Consider the following 18,922-nt stretch of genomic DNA (forward strand, 5'->3'; position numbering starts at 1 on the left):
CGACAATCACGCCATTGGAGCGCCTTAAGGTCCAAGTAGCCTCGATCCTGTGGTCAGGGGACACAGCTACAGCCTTCACGGGGCGGGTCTCGAGAGCTGAATCCATAAGGATTGTCGGAAGGGGGCGACTCTTCCAGCCAGCTATTGGGGAGGTCTATGAAGTCATCGGCGAATGGTACGACAGTCCAAAATATGGCCGACAGTTGTATGGCGATGGTGCCGTGTTCCGGCGTCACCTACCGTCTGGGGCTCTCGTTGTGCCATGGCTCCAGAGCCTCGATGGCGTCGGGCCAACGCGTGCCAAAAGGATCGTGAAGGCGTTCAAGGGCAATCTCGAGGGTGTGTTCGAAGGTGGCGTGGCGCTCGACAGGCTGGCCGACATCATCGATCCGGAGCGCCCCAACCTTGCGGCCCGGGTGGCGGTTGCGGTCACCCGCCGTTGGCAGGAAATCAAGGACGAGTACGAAACCATCCGGTGGCTTGAGGACCAAGGGGTCGAAGACGTTCACATCGCCAAACAGGCTGCACGCCTGCTTGGGCCGGGTGCTGTGAAGATACTGAGCCGAAACCCTTACGTCCTGGCTACGATCCTGCCGTGGGCTCGGCTCGACCAGATGGCCAAGCGAGTGCTCCGTCGGCGGCCGGATATCGACGATCACATCCGATGCCCTGAACGACTGGTTGGAGCGATCGACGTTGTCGTCCAGGAGCACGTTTCCGAAGGCCATACGGCCTTTCCGAAAGCCGACTTCACGGCATCAGTCGCTCGCAAGCTCGATCTCGACGAGACGCCCGATCTCGCAGCCCGTATCAGGCACATCGGGGAGGCAAATCGGGCCGTCGTTGATGGGGATATTCTCTGGCGGGCCCCTGGTTGCGCTATCATGGAGGATGAGATCCGGGCCCGCTTTGCCGAGATGGCCTCTGGTACCAAGAAGGGCGGCGTTAAAATCCCAGGCGAGGTTGATCTACGACGGATCCTGGCCATGGTCGAACGCCGGGGCAGGTCGCTTCACCAGGAGCAGCGTGAGGCGGTTCTGAAGGTCATTCGGAATCCTATCGCATGCCTGACGGGTGGAGCAGGAACCGGAAAAACAACCACCTGCCGGGCCATCGTGGACCTCTGGGAAATCCTCGGGGGCCATGTCGAACTCGCCGCCCTATCCGGAAAGGCTGCGTTCCGCCTGACGATCGGTGCAGGCCGTGATGCTCCCGGGCGGCGGCCCGCGCTGACAATCCACCGGCTGCTTCTGGGCCTCAAGAAACGCGGCGAAGGGCGAACTCATTGGGGACAGATCACGGGCGACGGCGAGCCGCCTGACCCAGCTCGTGAGCTTCCCCAACTCACTGACCGCACGCTGCTTGTCATCGACGAGGCCTCGATGGTCGACCTCGGGCAGATGCATCAACTCGTCGAGATCATGCCGCCCGGCTGTCGCTTGCTCCTGGTTGGCGATGCATTCCAACTGCCTCCGATCGGATTCGGCTTGGTGTTCCATCGTCTTGTCTCTGAGCCGAAGATCTCGGCCACTCTGGAGACGATCAGGCGACAGGAGGACGGGACCGGAATCCCGGAGATCTCCCGGATCATTCGCTGCGGACAAAAACTTGACCTCGCTCCCTATCGACCCGGGCAGGGCGGGGTCTCTTTCGTCCGAGCAGTGGAGGGGCAGATCAGCGAGGCAATCGAGGCGGTCGTTCGCGATCTTGGAGGCTTCTCTGCCGGATCGCAGAACCTGATGGTTCTGGCACCGGTGAACCATCGTTCTAATCGCCCCGACGGCACAGTCCGTGACCTCAATCGACGTTTTCATCTCCGAAACCTCGGCGATCGAGACCTGTCAGAGGAGGAACTCGAGACCTGCTCGGTCCGCGGTTACATCGGGAATGCATTCGCGGAGGGAGATCCCGTTACCTTCCTTCGCAACGATTATGATGTTGGCTTGAGAAACGGGAGCCTCGGCCGGGTTATCGCCATCAACCCGAAGGCCGGCACGGTGACCTGCGACTTCGAGAGTGACGAGAAGGAGTTCGGCAACAAGGATCTCATTGACCTGTCGCTGGCCTATGCCCTTTCGTGCCATCGAGCCCAGGGAAGCCAAGCAAAAGCCGTTGTTATCTCCTTGCTCGATGCTCCGAACGTGGACCCGAGCTGGATCTACACTGCCGTAACGCGGGCTGAGGAAAATGCCGTTCTGGTCGGAGATCTGGCCGTCCTTGAGCGCACTTTAGCCCGTACGCCAGCCTTTGATCGCCGGCTTACTGGAAGCGCCATGCGGCTGTCGTAGTGATCAGTGGGGGCAGGGGGCAGGTGCGCCTGCCCCCCCTGCCTGTCCGGCGAGGACCGGGGGTAGCAAATGCCAGGGCGAAGAACCGGGAGGGGGATCTCCCGGTCTGCACGGAGCGAAGCGAAGGAAGATCGGGGAGACCCGGTCCTTCGGCGGCTAGGCCGCAAACCCTGGCATGCGCGAGGGGCGGAGCCCCGTAGCTGACAGGCTGGCCCGACATTTCTGGCTTCTAGCCAAGCCTACTTCAAGGCGGAATTGATGGCGCTGATCAGGCCGGTCCACTGGCGACGTTCGGTCTCTGATAGATCTCCAGCAATATGATCCCGTGACCACCGCATGAAAGCCTTGGCCAGTTTATACTTCGAGAAATCCCTGCTGGCCTTCGAGAGAAGGTCAACGATCGGTCTTTCTGGCTGAGCTGCGGCCTGGCTGGTAACATCGATCCCGAGGGCGTCCTTAGCAATAATCACGAGTGTGTCGCGAAGGAGATCCTCAACCTCCGGCTTGGTGACATTGCCCTCGATGTAATCCTTCGTGCGCAGGATCGCCTTCTGCCCAAGAGAATGAACGAGAACCTCTTGGTTGGCGGCTTGATCCCCGGCGCTGTCCGAATCGAGAAGGGCTGCCACCTTCAGGTTGTGTGCATGGAGGATGGTCGCGAAGTAGACAACCTTGCTCGCCGTGTTTGAGGGGATAAGGGCGATCTTATCGTTGAGTTTGGCGGACCCGGCCTCGGCGAGGAGATCTGCGACAGCCTCCAAATACCAGTAATCGGTCAATCCCTCGAGCAGGAGGTTCCGCTGTTGTGCGAACAAGCTCTGGGCGAGGTCGTAGCCGAGCGCCTCTTGGAGGGGGAGGAGCGCCGCGGGATCGCTCGATGTCACCGAAGTATGAACCTTTGTACCGGTCGTGCGGTCTGTCATTTCGACAACTCGCACGAGGTCGAGTTCGTCTGGCCCAACCAGGAAGGGCGAATGGGTCGTGTAGATGGTCTGGTTCTTCGCAGCCAAACGCGAGATCGTATCGCGAAAATCCCGCTGCTTCAGCGCGTGCAGACTGAGCCCAGGCTCATCCAGAAGAAGGATGGCATTCTCATGCCGATCGGCCGCCTCCGCGAAGAAGACGATGAAGAAGGACACCAGCCACTGAAAGCCCTCCGAACGCTGGTCGAGCTCAATCTCAACCCCGAGATCGTCTTCGACGGCAACCTTGAGGTACTGCCCATCGGCCTGAACTCGCAATCTGTCGGCCTCGGCCCGGTCGGGGTTAGGGTTCCAGACCGACCGGATCTCGTTGGTCAGGCGAACACTCGCAGCGTTGAGCTGGTATGTTCTCTTGTCGAGTTGATCACGGTACGCTTGCAGGGCGGCTGGGTTGTTCGCGTCCGGTTCAGGCGCACGCCCAAGATCCGAAAGGGCTTTGGCAGTGAAACCGAGCAACTTCAGCAGACAGGCATTGCCATAATCGTACTGCTCGTCATCGAGCACCTTGGTCGCGAGCCTTTGGGCCAAGTGCGCGAGATGGATGACCGGGCGCACCCGGAAGTAGTTGCTGAACAGAACGAAGACTGGGATTCGCTTGTCGAGAGTCTTGAGGACTTTGTCTCGTTTGGTAGCAATCTCGACCTGCGAGAGAAGCCCATCGAGGCGCTTCTCCTCCTTTTCATCCTCTTCATCCACGAGGGTCACAACCGATTGCAACCACTTCTTTAGCGGTTCAACCGTGGTCTCGTCGAGCTTTGTATCGTCAGCCCACTTGGACGTAATCGCAATAAGGCCTGCACTCGGATTATTCGCAGACGGCTGCCCATCGGCGGGCGGTGCAACCCGGCTGTCGACATGAGAAGCCAGACGCAAAAGATCCTTCTTAACGCTCCCATAGGTCGGGATCTGGGGCCCATTGGTAAGCCAATGCGTCGCGCTGTTATCGAGATAACGCGTGACATGATATTCGCAGCTACGGAACTCCTCCGGGAGGAGAGCTTTGTCGCTATCCTCAAGTTCGAAGGTCACTGTTGTGACAGGCACGTTTTCAGGATTAACCTTGCCTGTCGTAACATCATTGTAGAGCGCCCTCGGATAATCCCTCAAGGCGTCAAACCCTTTGACATCCTGGGGGGCGTGGATCTGTTGAAGAGCCTGGAGGATTGCAGATTTTCCGGCCTCGTTCGGGCCGACCATGATCGTCTTGGTTGACTCGATCTCGAACTCGCCTGTGTCGCGAATGCTGCGATAATTTTGGACGCGTGCCTTTTTAAGTCTCACAATCCACCCCTTGGACATTTGGACCTGAACATGTCAGTCAGGTCTCGTTTTGTTCCCATGTTGGAGATGGGCCACGCTGGCCCATCTTCCCTGTTGCTGTGGCGATGCGGTTCTCGCCTTACTTGGCTTACACGTGCTCGACGTTAATCCCATGCACCAATCATCTGATCCTCACGCTTCTCGATTGAGCGGGTGACCGGATCAGGTGAATGCTCGGCCAGGAATTTCTCGGCTTCCAGAGCCGCCATGCACCCCATGCCGGCGGAGCTAATGGCCTGCCGGAATACCGGATCGATTACATCGCCGGCGGCCATGCACCCGGGGACCGATGTTTTCGTCGACCAGGAGCCGACCTTAATGTAGCCGGACTCATCCATATCGAGCTGTCCACGGAACAGCTTGGTTGCGGGATCATGACCGATGGCGACGAAAAGGCCGTCTGCGGGGAGTTCCCTCGTCTCGCCTGTGTTCGCATCACGGATCCGAACGCCAGTCACCGATTTCATCGGCTCCTGCTTGCCGATAACCTCGTCGATGACATGGTTCCAGACCACCTCAACGTTCGGCTTGGCTAGGAGACGGTCCTGAAGGATTGGTTCTGCCCGGAAGCGATCACGGCGATGGATTACAGTGACCTTGGCGGCAATGTTTGAAAGATAGAGAGCTTCTTCGACGGCTGTATTACCGCCGCCCACAACTACAACTTTTTTGTTGCGGTAGAAGAACCCATCACAGGTTGCACAGGCTGAAACCCCGTACCCATTAAAGAACTCTTCCGAGGGCAGCCCCAGCCAACGGGCTTGAGCTCCCGTTGCGATAATAAGAGCGTCGGCTATGTAGACGTCGCCGGAGTCACCCTCAGCCCGGAACGGACGCTTGGAGAGGTCAACATTGACGATTGTGTCGTACACCAGATTTGCGCCGACATTTTCAGCCTGCTGCTTCATCTGCTCCATCAGCCACGGTCCCTGAACGGGCTCCGCGAACCCGGGATAGTTCTCGACATCCGTCGTGATGGTGAGCTGGCCGCCGGGTTGCAGACCGGTCACGAGGAGCGGCTTCAGGTTGGCACGAGCAGCGTAGATGGCGGCGGTATATCCAGCCGGTCCGGCCCCGATGATCAAGACCTTGGTGTGATGCGTGTTCATAGTGAGATCTCAGGAATCTAAAGGGATATTGGATGAATGTGCATTACGCTGCGTGTTTATTCTCAGCGCCTGAAGCGTTGTCGTTCAAGGCAAACAGGTTTGAATACACACACTCGGGGATGTCATCTGGTTTAGAGAAGGCCGCGAAAACGCCGGGAATGTTGGTGCCGGTGGAGCCCGGCTGCACCTGCAGGTAACCTCCCGGCTTCATGTCGAGCTGGCCGACGAAGAGCTCAGTCGAAGGCTTGTGGCCGATAGCGATGAACACGCCGTCGGTCTTGAAATCCGAGACCTCACCGGAGACGAGGTTCTTGAGTTTCACATGGGTCACTGAAGAAGGGTTCTCAGTTCCGCAGATCTCCTCGACACCGCTGTTCCAAAGCACCTCGATCTTAGGATGCTTGAACAGACGGTCTTGGAGGATGCGCTCGGCGCGCAGGGAGTCGCGGCGATGAACCAGAGTGACCTTGGAAGCAAGATTGGCGAGGTAGAGTGCCTCCTCGACGGCGGTGTTGCCGCCGCCCACCACGACCACCTCCTTGTTGCGGTAGAAGAAGCCGTCGCATGTGGCGCAGGCGGAGACGCCGAAGCCCTGGAACAGGCCCTCGGAGGGCAGGCCCAGCCACTTGGCCTGGGCGCCGGTCGCAATGATCAGGGCGTCACAGGTATAGGTGTCGCCAGAATCGCCTTCCAGGCGGAAGGGGCGCTGCTTCAGGTCCACCTTGGTGATGTGATCCGAGATCATCTTGGTGCCCACGTGCTCGGCCTGGAGGCGCATCTGCTCCATCAGCCACGGCCCCTGAATGACCTCGGCAAAGCCGGGATAGTTTTCCACATCCGTGGTGATCATGAGCTGACCGCCGGGTTGGAAACCCGAGATCATGACGGGCTCAAGCAAGGCGCGCGCCGCATAGATCGCCGCCGTATAGCCTGCAGGGCCCGAGCCGATGATGATGAGCTTGGCGTGAGAATGGGCCATCAGGGGAACTCCAGAGAAAAAGCCAGGTCAGACAAAATTCAAATCCGGCAAGCCGAACGAGCGGCGGTGAAGGCTGAAGCCCCGGATAATGGCAGCAGCAATCTTAAGGGTAGAATTTAAGGGTTCATAGGCCTGACCTACAAGTCGGCCTTCGAACGGATGCACAATTCCATGAGCCTTCAGGGCCGCCATGTAAACATCGAGCTTGGGGTGTCCACCGGACGGCTCGAAGACCAGGATGGGCCGTCCGCTGACAGCAGCTTCGCCGATCATGTTGAAGGAATCGGCCGTAGCGACGATGAAATCGGCAAGCGCCAGAAGGGCTATATAAGGGTTCTCGCCTGTGCCGTCCCAGAAGAAGGCTCCATGCCGGACGGACAGGGCAATCAGGGCGTCTCGCAAGGCTTTCGGCGTGCGGCGAGAGGCCGTAATCATCAGTCCGGCGCCCGATCCAGCAAGGGCTGTCAGGCCCTCGATGAAACGGGCGATATCGCGATCCATGAAACGATGATGGCGGCTGTCGCCTCCGACCAGCACCGCGACCCGAGGATGGGGCAGGGAGGCGAGGCGCGGGTCTGGATGCGCCCGTGCGGTCTCGATCTTGCTGAGCGAAACCCGATGCGGCGGCGTCAGCGTGGTCAGCACGTTTGGGCCGCGCAGCCGGTCATATTCCGGTGACCAAATGAAATCCGCCGTGTTTGGGCCGGTGCGCGGGTCCTTGAGGAAGGCCGTGTAGGTGCGCCCACCCGAGGCTCGTTTGACGAAGCGCAGGTATGGTACGGCTCTGCGGCCTGAGCCGATGAGAAGGTCCGGAAAGGGTGGGGCGATAGGGCTGTTCGGTGCGCCGGGCCTCTCTCGTGGATCGATAGGTCCCCAGGGCATAGCCCAGGTAAAGGGCGCACGCGGCTTGACCCGGCGAATCTCCGGCTGAATTCCGAGAGCCTCGGCCACGCTCAGGCACTGAAGCTCGTCTCCGGCCTTGCCATCGCTCAGAACCCAGGTGATAAGGCCGGACGTATCGCGCAACATTCGATCAATGAGCTTGTGGAGTTCATATGGTTCGTTGCGACTTAATCGCCCGTCCCGCTTGTGCTGACCCTTTACACGGTCTACTCAGCCAAGACGAGTTTTTTGACTGAAAGTGCAGCATGGCCCGAGTCTCCAAGAGCTTGGCATGCGCCTATGGAGTGACCGTGCGCGGACGCCTCGATTCTATCGACTGGGCCATCCTGAAGGAACTGCAAGCCGACGGCAGCATCACGAATGTGGAGCTGGCGCGTCGTGTCGGCCTGTCGGCCCCACCATGCCTGCGCCGGGTGCGTGCCCTCGAAAGCGCCGGCATCATCAAGGCTTATCGCGCCATTCTCGACCCAAAGGGTTTGGGTTTCGAGATCGTGTGCTTCGCCATGGTGCAGCTCGATATCCAGGGCAAGAAGGAGCTTCAGGAATTCGAGCAGCGGGTGAAGGACTGGTCCATGGTGCGTGAGTGCTGGACCCTGTCGGGCGACATCGATTTCATCCTGAAATGCGTGGCGCCGAACCTAGGCTCGTTCCAGGGGCTCGTCTCAGAGCTCACTTCCCTTCCCAATGTCCGCAACGTCCGTACCGCGCTGACCCTCGACCTGATCAAGGACGAGCCTCTGGTGCCGATCGAGGATATCGCCGAAGTCACGGAATAAGGCGGGCTCGATCAGAGCCTGCGGCGCAGCCAACGCACGTAGTGCTGCGCGAGAGCGGCCGCGCGGCCCGGCTCGTCCGGCTCGGTGCTTCTCCGGGCCACATCGAGCACCGCATGCTGTGGATGCCGAGCCAGGATCTGGCCCTTGGGGCCGACCGCCAGAGCTTCCCCATCCATGCCGTCGTGGCCACCACCGCCGCCGCCGCGTCCTCGCCATGAGCCTCCATCCGTGAAGGCTGTCATGGATACATCCGTAATCACGAGAACGAAGCGCGGGCCGCGCCGGTCAATCCGGTCGGCGAAGGAGCGGTGCAGTTCGTCGAGCGCCGCTTGGGCGACGAGATCGGCGAAAGGCCCGAGGCCTTTGGCCTTGAGCGGCGTCACATCGACGGAAAACGAGGAAAAGGCTTGAGGAAAGGCTTGAGCCTGAGCCGGGGCATGCGTCATCGCGCCCACGCCGGCAAGGCCGGTGCAGGTGAGGCCCAAGAGAAAAGAGCGGCGGGATAAGGGGCACATGATCTGATTTTTCATCATATGCCCTCTCACCGTTCCTTAGACGCGGAACTGAACGCCGACGACTTCGTAGGATTTGCCGCCGCTCGGGGTCGACACTTCCACCGTATCGCCGATGGTCTTGCCCATGAGGGCCCGGGCGATGGGAGAGGAGACGGAGACCCGGCCCGAGCGGACGTCAGCCTCGGGCTCGCCTACGATCTGGTAGGTCTTCTCTTCCTCGGTGTCTTCGTCCACCAGCTTCACGGTGGCGCCGAACTTGATCCGATCGCCCGAAAGCTTGGCGATATCGATGACTTCCGCACGGGAAATCATGCTCTCCAGCTCGAGGATGCGGCCCTCGTTGAGGGACTGCGCTTCCTTGGCGGCATGATACTCGGCGTTTTCCGACAAGTCGCCAAGCGCGCGGGCTTCCGCGATCGCCTGGATGATCCGAGGGCGCTCAACCTGTTGCCGGTGCTTGAGTTCTTCCTCTAGCGCCGCAAAACCCTTGATCGTCAGAGGGACCTTGTCCATCGTTTGTCTCGTCTAAAAAGAGGTACGAGGCCGCTGTTTCCAGCGCCCTCGCATGTCAACGAAAACTCCATTGAAGCTTCGCAGTTCCAATATGTAGGCAGAATGCCTCAGGCAAAATAGTCCTGAAGCGCTCTGACCTCGAGATCGCCGTCGAGATAGGCCTTGATGCCCTCGGCTGCAGCGATCGCTCCTGCAAGAGTGGTGTAGTAAGGTATCTTATGCAAGAGGGCAGCCTGCCGAAGGCTGCGAGAATCTGACAGGGCGCCTGCACCTTCAGTGGTATTGAAGACCAGCTGGATGTCGCCGTTCTTGATGGCATCCACCACATGCGGCCTGCCTTCCAGTACCTTGTTGATCCGGGAGACCTTGACGCCGTTCTCCACCAGGAATTTCTGGGTTCCGGCCGTGGCGACGATATTGAAGCCCAGCTCTTCGAGCATTTTCACTGTCGGCAGGATGCGCTCCTTGTCCGAGTCGCGAACCGATACGAAGAGGGTGCCGGTCTTCGGAACCTGGCTGCCTGCGCCGAGCTGGCTCTTAGCGAAGGCCACGCCGAAGCCCCGGTCGAGGCCGATGACCTCGCCTGTGGAGCGCATCTCAGGCCCCAGCAGGACGTCCACGCCCGGGAAGCGGGCGAAGGGGAACACGGCTTCCTTGACAGCAATGTGGGGCAGTTCCTTCGGCGTCAGGCCGAATCTCGAAAGAGACTCTCCTGCCATCACGCGGGCCGCGATCTTGGCGATGGGCTCGCCGATGACCTTGGCGACGAAGGGCACGGTGCGCGACGCGCGGGGGTTCACTTCCAGAACGTATATCGTGCCGTCCTTGATGGCGTATTGCACGTTCATCAGGCCGCCCACGTCCAGCGCGAGAGCCATGGCCCTCGTCTGGCGCTCCAGCTCGGCAATGATCTCATCCGAGAGTGAACGGGGCGGGAGCGAGCAGGCAGAATCGCCGGAGTGAATGCCTGCTTCCTCGATGTGCTCCATGATTCCTGCGATGAAGGTGTCCTTGCCGTCGCAGAGGCAATCCACGTCCACTTCGATCGCGTCCGACAGATAACGGTCGAAGAGAAGCGGGTTTTTGCCGAGCACAGTGTTGATCTGGCCGGTCTTGTCGTTCGGATAGCGTGCCTTGACATCCGACGGGATCAGGCTCGGCAGGGTGCCAAGCAGGTAATCCTCGAACTGGGCCTCGTCGCGGATGATCGCCATGGCGCGACCGCCGAGCACATAGGACGGGCGCACCACGAAGGGCAGGCCGAGATCGGCAGCGATCAGGCGCGCCTGCTCCACCGAATAGGCGATGCCGTTCTTCGGCTGCTTCAGGTGCAGCTTGTCGAGGAGGCGCTTGAACCGATCGCGATCCTCGGCGAGGTCGATGGCGTCCGGCGAGGTGCCTAGGATCGGCACATCCGCCTCTTCGAGAGCACGGGCGAGCTTGAGCGGCGTCTGGCCGCCAAACTGCACGATCACGCCATGGAGCGTGCCTTTGGTGCGCTCGGTCTCGATGATCTCCAGAACATCTTCCTGCGTCAGCGGCTCGAAGTAGAGGCGGTCGGAGGTGTCGTAGTCCGTCGAGACCGTCTCCGGATTGCAGTTGATCATGATCGTCTCGTAGCCTGCGTCTTTCAGCGCGAAGCAGGCATGGCAGCAGCAATAATCGAACTCGATGCCCTGACCGATGCGGTTCGGACCGCCGCCGAGAATGATAACCTTCTTGGCATCCGACGGATTGGCCTCATCCGCAGGCTGACCTGCGAACGGAGCGGTGTAGCTCGAATACATGTAAGCTGTGGGCGAAGCGAACTCCGCGGCGCAGGTGTCGATGCGCTTGAACACGGGACGCACATTGAGCGCGCGGCGCGCCTCACGCACTTCCGCTTCAGTCTTGCCCGTGAGCACGGCCAGACGCGCATCGGAGAAGCCGAGGGCCTTAATCTGGCGGAAAGCGCCAGGCGTCTTCGGGAGGCCGTTCGCCTTCACCTTCGCTTCCATGTCGACGATGTCCTGGAGCTGCTCCAGGAACCACGGATCGATCTTGCAGGATGCGTAAACTTCGTCATGGCTGATGCCGAGGCGAAGCGCCTGCGCGACCTTCAGGATGCGGTCCGGCGTCGGCGTGCCGATGGCGGCCTTGATGGCGTTGCGATCGTCGCCCTTGCCGAGACCCTCGATCTCGATCTCGTCGAGACCCGTCAGGCCTGTCTCAAGCGAGCGCAGAGCCTTCTGCAGCGATTCCGGGAAGGAGCGGCCGATAGCCATGGCCTCGCCGACGGACTTCATGGCCGTGGTGAGAGTAGGCTCTGCTCCGGGGAATTTCTCGAAGGCGAAACGCGGAATCTTCGTGACCACGTAGTCGATGGTGGGCTCGAAGGATGCAGGCGTCGCGCCGCCGGTGATGTCGTTGGCGATCTCGTCCAGGGTGTAGCCGACCGCGAGCTTCGCCGCGACCTTCGCAATCGGGAAGCCGGTGGCTTTCGAGGCAAGCGCGGAGGAGCGCGACACGCGCGGGTTCATCTCGATCACGATCATGCGCCCGTTTTCCGGGTTGATCGCGAACTGCACGTTCGAGCCGCCGGTCTCCACGCCGATCTCGCGCAGTACCGCCAGCGAGGCGTCGCGCATGATCTGGTATTCCTTGTCCGTGAGCGTCAGCGCCGGCGCGACGGTGATCGAGTCGCCCGTATGCACGCCCATCGGATCGAAATTCTCGATGGAGCAGATGATGATGCAGTTGTCCGCCTTGTCGCGGACGACCTCCATCTCGTACTCCTTCCAGCCGAGCACGCTTTCCTCGATCAGAACCTCGTTGGTGGGGGAGGCGTCGAGACCGCGCTCCACGATGTCGAGGAACTCTTCGCGGTTATAGGCAATGCCACCGCCGGTGCCACCCATGGTGAAAGACGGGCGGAGAATGGCAGGCAGACCCACTTCCGCGAGCGCGAGCAGGGCCTCGCCCATAGCGTGCTCCTGATAGCGCTTGCGGCGCTCGTTCTCGCCGGCATCCCACTTGAGCTTGTAGGCAGCGATCATGCGCTTCTTGTCGCCCGGATGGATGTCGAGCGCTTCCATGCGCGCGAGTTCGGCCAGATAGGCATCGCGGTCGGCCTTCTTGAGAGCCGAAGCGTTCGCAAGGCGGGACTTCGGGGTATCGAGGCCGATCTTGGTCATGGCCTCGCGGAACAGCTGCCGGTCCTCGGCCTTGTCGATGGCCTCAGCCGTCGCGCCGATCATCTCCACGTTGTACTTTTCGAGCACGCCCATCTTCTTGAGGGACAGGGCGCAGTTCAGCGCCGTCTGGCCACCCATGGTAGGCAGGATGGCGTCCGGCCTTTCCTTCTCGATGATCTTGGCGACGATCTCAGGGGTGATCGGCTCCACATAAGTAGCATCCGCGAGATCGGGATCGGTCATGATCGTCGCGGGGTTCGAGTTCACCAGGATGACTCGGTAGCCTTCCTCCTTCAGGGCCTTGACGGCCTGAGTGCCCGAATAATCGAACTCGCAAGCTTGACCGATGATGATCGGTCCAGCGCCGATGATGAGAATGGAGGAAATGTCTGTCCGCTTCGGCATAGGGCCACCCAGGCGTGTCCAGCCGCGCGGCCGCTCTTTGCGGCGCTTCTCGCGCAGCCGGGATGTGTCAGATTGAAGGTTGAGAGAGGCTCTTACACGGTGCTGTCACAAATTCAAAGGCCTGAGCCGTGATTTGCTGTCAGGTCTTCGAGATTGCATGATCTCCGTTCAGGACCAGAGGAGTGTCGAAATGTCTGAGGAGCCGCGCTGGGCCGTCATAACGGGTGCATCGAGCGGAATTGGTGCTGAATTGGCGCGGGTCTTCGCCTCGAAACGCTATTTCCTGGTTCTTGTGGCCAGACGGCATGAGCGGCTTGAGGCTTTGAGCGCTGAGATTCGGGCTGCCCACAATGTCGAGGTGGAGACCATAGCCTTGGACTTGGAGGATAGGGAAGCGCCTAAAGACCTTGCCGAGATGCTCCGCGACCGCGGCATCCGGGTTCATACTCTTGTGAACAATGCTGGCTTTGGCTTGAGAGGTAATTTTGCAACGCTGCCTTTCGAGCGGCAGCTGGCCATGATCGACCTCAATATAGGGGCACTCACGGCCTTATCGCGCCTCCTCTTGCCGGGCATGCTGGAGCGGAAGCGGGGCGGTATCCTGAATGTCGCCTCCACGGCAGCCTTCCAGGCCGGTCCCCATATGGCAGTCTATTATGCCACCAAGGCCTATGTGCTCTCACTCTCGGAGGCGCTGCACGAGGAAGCAAAATCCCATGGCCTGACGGTGACCGCTCTCTGCCCTGGATCGACGGAGAGTGAATTTTCCGCAACAGCCGACGTGGAATATTCCAGGGTCTACAGGCCGAGCATCATGACTGCGGCCGAGGTGGCGCGAATGGCTGTCGAGGGCTATGAGGCGGGCAGGGCCATCGTCGTCACGGGCCGCGCCAACTGGCTCGGAACCCTGGGAGCCAAGTTTCTTCCCCGTCGAATTGTCCGCCACATTGCCGGGCGGCTTCAGAGAGGTGAGGTGACGCGGCCTGAAGAAGAGGCTAACGGAAGAGCGTGATCGCACTTCGACCTCTTCATCGGCTCGGCCGCCAGCTTGTCATCTTCTTCGGAGCCGGTATTGCGGCAGCCATTGCTCATTATGGCTTGCTGATCGGCCTTGTCGAATGGGCAGGCGCCCATCCTGTTCCTGCGACGCTCGCTGGCTATGTCGCAGGTGGAATCATCTCCTACGCTCTTAACCGCAAGCACACTTATGAGAGTGTCCGGCCGCACCGGGAGGCCACTTGGCGCTTCACCGTGGTTGCGCTGGTGGGTTTCCTGCTGACCTGGGGATTCATGCATGCATTCGTGGAATGGCTCGACGCGCCTTATCTTCCTGCACAGTTGGTAACAACTGGGATCGTGATGCTGTGGAGCTTCATCGCTCACAGGACATGGACGTTCGCCTAAGAGGGCAAAACGTTCTTAAAGCATGCATCGATTCCAGTTCTTGCGTCCACAGCTTTGGATCTGCCCAGCGCTCTCTGCTCGTCTAACCCGCGATGTGGACTTCATGACTGGGGGCGAGCCGTAAAGGTCATGCGGGCTTGGTTGTGCCCAAAATTACGTGCGGCACGCTCAGGCACGAAACCGGCATCCTCGAGAATGTCGATGATCTCGTCCTCGCTGTACTGAGCAAGGCCGAGTTCTTCCCGGATCTTGCGGTATTCGGAGAAGGCTGTCCGTGCGAGGCCCGAAACGGCCGACCTCAGGAAGCCGCCATGCCATGCGAACGACAAAAGCGCTTTGGCGTCGGTGATCGGGCTTACATTGGGTGGGATCACGTCGGCGATGACAAGCCTGCCGCCGCTTTTCAACTTTGAGCGCCAGAGCTTCAGCAGACTGCGCAGTTCGTTAAGAGAGAGGTATTGCAGCAGCGAGTTGACTACCACGAGATCGAGCGATCCATCAGCGAGGCTGGCGACTTCCTCCGGGGCCAGAACCGCAATACGTTTGTTGCCGCTGAACTTATCCTGCAGCCGTTCCCGTACGAGAGGCGCGGCATCGCTCAAATAGAGCTTTCCGCATTTGGCTGCGACTTGATCAGCAAACAACGCTTCGCCGCAACCATAATCGAGGACGGTCGCATCTCCTGATGGGATGTAGCCGATGATGTCATTGGCCAAGAGTTTGTAATGTAAAAGCTTGTGCCGCTCCCCAGAATAGATCGGGGTGTCTTGGTTCCAGTAGTCTCGCCAGCTCGTCATGAGCCAGGTTCTAGCCCAAGCTTAAGCCGACGTCATCATGTTCAGGACCAGAGCTTGGTGAGGGGCCCCTCTGCGCCGTCGACAGGATCTGAGGAGGGCAGGGGAACTTGGGAAATACGTTGTTGGGACGAAGCCAGAGCTCCAGGGTCGTCCCTGATGGTCTCGTAGTCACGACCGTCCGGATAAGCACCTACAACGGCAAAATCGTCGCTTGCGTTGATAAGGGCATGCGCCACACCGGCCGGAATGATGACCACATCGCCTGCGGAAACGGCGACGAGTTCTCCGTCTTCTCCGCCGAAGCGCACGGAAGCCGAGCCTGACACGACGCCCAGCACTTCATGAGTGTTGGGATGATAGTGATGGTAATCATGGATGGTATCCATCCATGCATTGGTCCAGCCATTCTTGGCAAAAGTGGCTTTGAAGGCTTTTGGAGGATCATTCTGGTCGGGCGTGACGGCGCCGCGCCGGACGATCAGCGGCAGGGGCGAGTTCGGCACGATGCCATTGCTCTGAAGAATGTAAGTCTCGGTTCCGAGCGGCGCGTTGTACCCTCTCGGGTCGCCATATCCTTTTGCCTGAGCCATGCCGTTCTCCCTTTGCGAATGCGGTAGAGAGAACGCATGGGTCAGGCAAAAGATCGAGCTGGAGCGTTAGGCTTTGATCTCACATGCCGAGCAGCATCGCCGCAACAGCGCGGTCGATGGAGAGGTAGAACATCGCGAAGGCAACGGCTGCAGCAATGCCGAACTCGATGGCCTGATTCTTCAGAAGTCGGAACTTCGCGAAAATGTTCTGGCCGAAGATGGAGATCAGCCATGCCGTCGTGAGAACGACGGGAAAAATGAAGAGATACGACCAGGTGCTCTCGACGGGGCCTACATTGGCCGGATCGAGAAGCGGACGGATATTGCGCACCCATGGGGCGTAGACGGAGGCGTAAAGCGAGGTCAGCCACGCCAGCGTGACGGCTATGCCGAGATGAAAGGTGAACAGGTTATGCAGACGGCTGAATTCGCCGGAATCTTGATCGAAATCCATCGGAGGAACCCCCAAAATATAGCCCGGAAGCATTGATTTTTATGGTTAATCAACCGTTAACGTGATTTGGGGGAGTGAGGCAACGTTCGCGTTTGTCGCGGTTGCGCGGCGGGTGAGAAATCGCACGATGCTCAAAAAGAAAGCGTCGCCGCCCTGAGGGAGCGCCGACGCTGTTTCGAAAAATCGGTTGATGGCTTCGGCGCTCAAGCCTTCGCCTTGCCCTCGTCCATCATCTTCACGAAGCGGTCGAAGAGGTAGTGGCTGTCCTGCGGGCCGGGGGAGGCTTCCGGGTGGTACTGCACCGAGAAGGCCGGGCGGTCGGTGAGGGCGATGCCGCAATTCGAGCCGTCGAAGAGGGAGACGTGCGTCTCCGTCGCGTTGGCCGGAAGCGTTGCCGGATCCACGGCGAAGCCGTGATTCATGGAGGTGATCTCCACCTTGCCGGTGGTCTTGTCCTTCACCGGATGGTTCGCGCCGTGGTGGCCCTGGTGCATCTTCTGGGTCTTCGCGCCCACGGCGAGGCTCAGCATCTGGTGGCCGAGGCAGATGCCGAAGGTCGGGATCTTCTCTTCCAGCACCTTGCGGATCACCGGCACGGCATATTCGCCCGTGGCCGCCGGATCGCCGGGACCGTTGGAGAGGAACACGCCGTCGGGCTTGAGCGCCAGAACCTCATCCGCCGTGGCGGTGGCCGGCACGACGGTGACCTTGCAGCCGGCGCGGGCGAGAAGGCGCAGGATGTTGCGCTTCACGCCGTAATCGATGGCGACCACGTGGTGCCTGGGCTCGGCCTGCTGCTGGCCGTAGCCTTCGCCCACGGTCCAGGTGGTCTCATTCCAGTCGAAGCGCTGGGTGCTCGTGACGAGCGGCACGAGGTCGAGACCGTCCATGGAGGGGAGGGCCGCCGCCTTGGCCTTGAGCGCCGCGAGGTCGAACTCGCCCTTCGGGCTGTGGGCGATGACCGCGTTCGGCATGCCCTTGTCCCGGATGAGCGCGGTGAGCGCGCGGGTGTCGATGCCGGTAAGGCCGACGATCTGGCGAGCCTTGAGCCAGGCGTCGAGGTCGCGGGAGGCGCGCCAGTTCGACGGCTCGGTGATGGTGGCGGCCAACACGACGCCGCGCACGCCGGAGGACGAGGCGGCATTCACGCTCTCGATGTCCTCGTCGTTGGTGCCCACGTTGCCGATATGCGGGAAGGTGAAGGTGATGATCTGCCCGGCGTAAGAAGGGTCCGTCAGGATCTCCTGGTAGCCCGTCATCGCGGTGTTGAAGCAGACCTCGCCGGTGGCCTCGCCCTCGGCGCCGATGCCGAAACCTTCCAGCACCGTGCCGTCCTGGAGCACGAGAACGGCCGTCGCGCGTGGCTCTTCCCAGCCACCCGAGTGGAACCCGGTGGTGTCTTTGTCTTGCAGCATCGTCATGATCTCTTTAAGTCCGAGGCCAACAGGCCGTGCTTGAGCAGGCCCGTTCCGGGCCGACCGTGAACTGTCCTGCACGACTTAAGGGGCCGTTCGCGTCCCGTCAACGCTTGAAGCACCTTAAAACCAAGGAGATCCGCATGCTGCGCGAACGTTTCACCGCCGAGATGAAAGAGGCCATGAAGGCCGGCGACAAGGGCAAGCTCGGCGCGATCCGCCTGATCCAGGCCGCCTTGAAGGACAAGGACATCGAGGCGAGAGGCAACGGCAAGGAGCCGCTCTCCGACGAGGAAATCCTCGCTCTCCTCCAGAAAATGGTGAAGCAGCGCCAGGAATCGATCACCATGTACGAGCAGGGCGGACGCCAGGAACTCGCCGACCAGGAGAAGAACGAGGTCGCCGTCATCTCCTCCTACCTGCCGCAGCAGATGGACGAGGCCGCGACCAAGGCCGCCATCGAGGCCGCCATCGCCGAGACCGGCGCCGCCTCCATGAAGGACATGGGCAAGGTCGTGGCCGCGCTTCGCGCCAAGTATGTGGGCCAAATGGACTTCGCCAAGGCCAGCGGCCTCGTGAAGGACATGCTGCCGAAGGGCTAACGGAGCGCCCGTCCCGTTCTCAACAATCTCGTCTTCCCGGAGCCGCCAAGCGGAATCCGGGAACGCCTGACGAGAATGGCGCTTGAGCCAAGTTTTGTCTTCAGGGTGCTTGGCCGACCAACATATGAAGTGGGTTTCCCTCCCCCTTGTGGGGAGGGCCAGGGTGGGGGTGTCGGCGTTACGTCTTGAAGCAATGGCGCTTACACCCCCACCTCCAACTCCTCCCCACAAGGGGGAGGAGGGCTGACCGCGCTCTATGGGCCAGCCTTTCAGGTCGAGAGCGAGGCCGTTATACTTCTGCCTCACCGCCGCAGCGCCGCCTTTGCGGTCCGCCGCTGTGCGCTCCAATACTCCCGGTATTCGGGCATCTGCTCGCGCACGCCCGCCACGAAATCCCCATGGTTCTCGAAATAGCAGGGTGGCCCGTAGCCGCCCTGGCACTGGCCCGCGCGCCGGCAACGGTGATTCCGGCAGGTGAGGGGGATCTGCAGCACATCGGCGAGACGGCGCAGGGTGTCGTCGCAATCAGGGACGACGGGGAAGGGGAAGCTGGCACGGCTCATGAAAAGCTCCGGCAATGGTTCGTCTGGCAATGAATTCTCGTGGAAAATGACATGCGCCTTCGGGCTCCGGGCTGATTCAGCCCGAAGCCTGAGAAGTGATCGAGGGTGGCGCGACCTGCAGCCCGGCTCGACG

17 protein-coding genes are annotated in these 18,922 nt (G+C 60.6%); 5 read left to right on the plus strand and 12 right to left on the minus strand.

Features of this window, described 5'->3' with window-relative positions; genetic code table 11:
- Positions 1–221: 221 nt before the first annotated feature.
- Entirely contained in the window at positions 222–2,288 is a 2,067-nt protein-coding gene (locus BLP10_RS09185; RefSeq protein WP_210183611.1) for an AAA family ATPase, read from the plus strand.
- Positions 2,289–2,527: 239 nt separating this feature from the next.
- Here the strand turns inward: BLP10_RS09185 and BLP10_RS09190 are convergent, their stop codons facing one another.
- From BLP10_RS09190 to BLP10_RS09205, 4 genes are all read right to left on the minus strand, one after another.
- Entirely contained in the window at positions 2,528–4,552 is a 2,025-nt protein-coding gene (locus BLP10_RS09190; RefSeq protein ID WP_091134258.1) for an AAA family ATPase, read from the minus strand.
- Between the two features lie 143 nt (positions 4,553–4,695).
- Positions 4,696–5,700, minus strand: a complete 1,005-nt coding sequence (gene trxB, locus BLP10_RS09195) for a thioredoxin-disulfide reductase (protein WP_091133640.1) — start codon at positions 5,698–5,700, stop codon at positions 4,696–4,698.
- 43 nt (positions 5,701–5,743) lie between these two features.
- A complete protein-coding gene (gene trxB, locus BLP10_RS09200) occupies positions 5,744–6,679 on the minus strand; it encodes a thioredoxin-disulfide reductase (RefSeq protein ID WP_091133642.1) in 936 nt (311 codons plus the stop codon).
- Between the two features lie 27 nt (positions 6,680–6,706).
- Positions 6,707–7,708 carry a mitochondrial fission ELM1 family protein gene (locus BLP10_RS09205; RefSeq protein WP_091133644.1) on the minus strand — a complete coding sequence of 334 codons (1,002 nt, stop codon included), beginning with the start codon at positions 7,706–7,708 and terminating at the stop codon, positions 6,707–6,709.
- A gap of 119 nt (positions 7,709–7,827) precedes the next feature.
- Between BLP10_RS09205 and BLP10_RS09210 the strand changes: the two genes are divergently transcribed.
- Complete coding sequence (locus BLP10_RS09210; RefSeq protein ID WP_425286944.1) at positions 7,828–8,358, plus strand: Lrp/AsnC family transcriptional regulator; 531 nt, start codon at positions 7,828–7,830, stop codon at positions 8,356–8,358.
- 11 nt (positions 8,359–8,369) lie between these two features.
- Here the strand turns inward: BLP10_RS09210 and BLP10_RS09215 are convergent, their stop codons facing one another.
- The 3 genes from BLP10_RS09215 to carB form a co-directional block, all read right to left on the minus strand.
- A complete protein-coding gene (locus BLP10_RS09215; RefSeq protein ID WP_091133646.1) occupies positions 8,370–8,891 on the minus strand; it encodes a hypothetical protein in 522 nt (173 codons plus the stop codon).
- A gap of 18 nt (positions 8,892–8,909) precedes the next feature.
- Complete coding sequence (greA, locus tag BLP10_RS09220; RefSeq protein ID WP_091133648.1) at positions 8,910–9,386, minus strand: transcription elongation factor GreA; 477 nt, start codon at positions 9,384–9,386, stop codon at positions 8,910–8,912.
- A gap of 107 nt (positions 9,387–9,493) precedes the next feature.
- The gene (gene carB / locus BLP10_RS09225; RefSeq protein WP_091133650.1) at positions 9,494–12,964 is read right to left on the minus strand and encodes a carbamoyl-phosphate synthase large subunit; all 3,471 of its coding nucleotides are present in this window, start codon (positions 12,962–12,964) and stop codon (positions 9,494–9,496) included.
- A 190-nt stretch (positions 12,965–13,154) separates the two neighbouring features.
- On the opposite strand from carB, the gene BLP10_RS09230 reads away from it, so the two are divergent.
- On the plus strand, positions 13,155–13,976 hold the full coding sequence (locus BLP10_RS09230) for an SDR family NAD(P)-dependent oxidoreductase (protein ID WP_091134263.1): 822 nt from the start codon (positions 13,155–13,157) through the stop codon (positions 13,974–13,976).
- Positions 13,973–14,368, plus strand: coding sequence for a GtrA family protein (locus tag BLP10_RS09235; RefSeq protein WP_091133652.1), 396 nt, complete (start codon positions 13,973–13,975; stop codon positions 14,366–14,368). The genes BLP10_RS09230 and BLP10_RS09235 overlap by 4 nt, the downstream gene beginning before the upstream one ends.
- A gap of 101 nt (positions 14,369–14,469) precedes the next feature.
- Here the strand turns inward: BLP10_RS09235 and BLP10_RS09240 are convergent, their stop codons facing one another.
- The 4 genes from BLP10_RS09240 to carA form a co-directional block, all read right to left on the minus strand.
- A complete protein-coding gene (locus BLP10_RS09240; RefSeq protein ID WP_091133654.1) occupies positions 14,470–15,165 on the minus strand; it encodes a class I SAM-dependent methyltransferase in 696 nt (231 codons plus the stop codon).
- A 41-nt stretch (positions 15,166–15,206) separates the two neighbouring features.
- The gene (locus tag BLP10_RS09245) at positions 15,207–15,755 is read right to left on the minus strand and encodes a cupin domain-containing protein (protein WP_091133656.1); all 549 of its coding nucleotides are present in this window, start codon (positions 15,753–15,755) and stop codon (positions 15,207–15,209) included.
- Between the two features lie 79 nt (positions 15,756–15,834).
- Positions 15,835–16,209, minus strand: coding sequence for a hypothetical protein (locus BLP10_RS09250; RefSeq protein WP_091134265.1), 375 nt, complete (start codon positions 16,207–16,209; stop codon positions 15,835–15,837).
- A 203-nt stretch (positions 16,210–16,412) separates the two neighbouring features.
- On the minus strand, positions 16,413–17,624 hold the full coding sequence (gene carA, locus BLP10_RS09255) for a glutamine-hydrolyzing carbamoyl-phosphate synthase small subunit (protein WP_091134267.1): 1,212 nt from the start codon (positions 17,622–17,624) through the stop codon (positions 16,413–16,415).
- Positions 17,625–17,767: 143 nt separating this feature from the next.
- On the opposite strand from carA, the gene BLP10_RS09260 reads away from it, so the two are divergent.
- Positions 17,768–18,226 (plus strand): GatB/YqeY domain-containing protein, encoded by a 459-nt coding sequence (locus tag BLP10_RS09260; RefSeq protein WP_091134269.1) that lies wholly within the window; start codon positions 17,768–17,770, stop codon positions 18,224–18,226.
- A gap of 302 nt (positions 18,227–18,528) precedes the next feature.
- On the opposite strand, the gene BLP10_RS22800 is transcribed toward BLP10_RS09260, so the two are convergent.
- Positions 18,529–18,819, minus strand: a complete 291-nt coding sequence (locus BLP10_RS22800; RefSeq protein WP_139165456.1) for a hypothetical protein — start codon at positions 18,817–18,819, stop codon at positions 18,529–18,531.
- Positions 18,820–18,922 lie beyond the last annotated feature (103 nt).

The sequence above is a fragment of the Microvirga guangxiensis genome (assembly GCF_900102135.1).
Classification (GTDB): Bacteria; Pseudomonadota; Alphaproteobacteria; order Rhizobiales; family Beijerinckiaceae; genus Microvirga; species Microvirga guangxiensis.

Excerpts from the sequence above, each read along its gene's own strand:
- trxB (WP_091133640.1), bottom strand. The coding sequence starts at position 5,700 with ATGAACACGCATCACACCAAGGTCTTGATCATCGGGGCCGGACCGGCT.
- trxB (WP_091133642.1), bottom strand. The coding sequence starts at position 6,679 with ATGGCCCATTCTCACGCCAAGCTCATCATCATCGGCTCGGGCCCTGCA.
- BLP10_RS09205 (WP_091133644.1), bottom strand. The coding sequence starts at position 7,708 with ATGTTGCGCGATACGTCCGGCCTTATCACCTGGGTTCTGAGCGATGGC.
- BLP10_RS09210 (WP_425286944.1), top strand. The coding sequence starts at position 7,828 with ATGGCCCGAGTCTCCAAGAGCTTGGCATGCGCCTATGGAGTGACCGTG.
- BLP10_RS09215 (WP_091133646.1), bottom strand. The coding sequence starts at position 8,891 with ATGATGAAAAATCAGATCATGTGCCCCTTATCCCGCCGCTCTTTTCTC.
- greA (WP_091133648.1), bottom strand. The coding sequence starts at position 9,386 with ATGGACAAGGTCCCTCTGACGATCAAGGGTTTTGCGGCGCTAGAGGAA.
- carB (WP_091133650.1), bottom strand. The coding sequence starts at position 12,964 with ATGCCGAAGCGGACAGACATTTCCTCCATTCTCATCATCGGCGCTGGA.
- BLP10_RS09230 (WP_091134263.1), top strand. The coding sequence starts at position 13,155 with ATGTCTGAGGAGCCGCGCTGGGCCGTCATAACGGGTGCATCGAGCGGA.
- BLP10_RS09240 (WP_091133654.1), bottom strand. The coding sequence starts at position 15,165 with ATGACGAGCTGGCGAGACTACTGGAACCAAGACACCCCGATCTATTCT.
- BLP10_RS09245 (WP_091133656.1), bottom strand. The coding sequence starts at position 15,755 with ATGGCTCAGGCAAAAGGATATGGCGACCCGAGAGGGTACAACGCGCCG.
- BLP10_RS09250 (WP_091134265.1), bottom strand. The coding sequence starts at position 16,209 with ATGGATTTCGATCAAGATTCCGGCGAATTCAGCCGTCTGCATAACCTG.
- carA (WP_091134267.1), bottom strand. The coding sequence starts at position 17,624 with ATGCTGCAAGACAAAGACACCACCGGGTTCCACTCGGGTGGCTGGGAA.
- BLP10_RS09260 (WP_091134269.1), top strand. The coding sequence starts at position 17,768 with ATGCTGCGCGAACGTTTCACCGCCGAGATGAAAGAGGCCATGAAGGCC.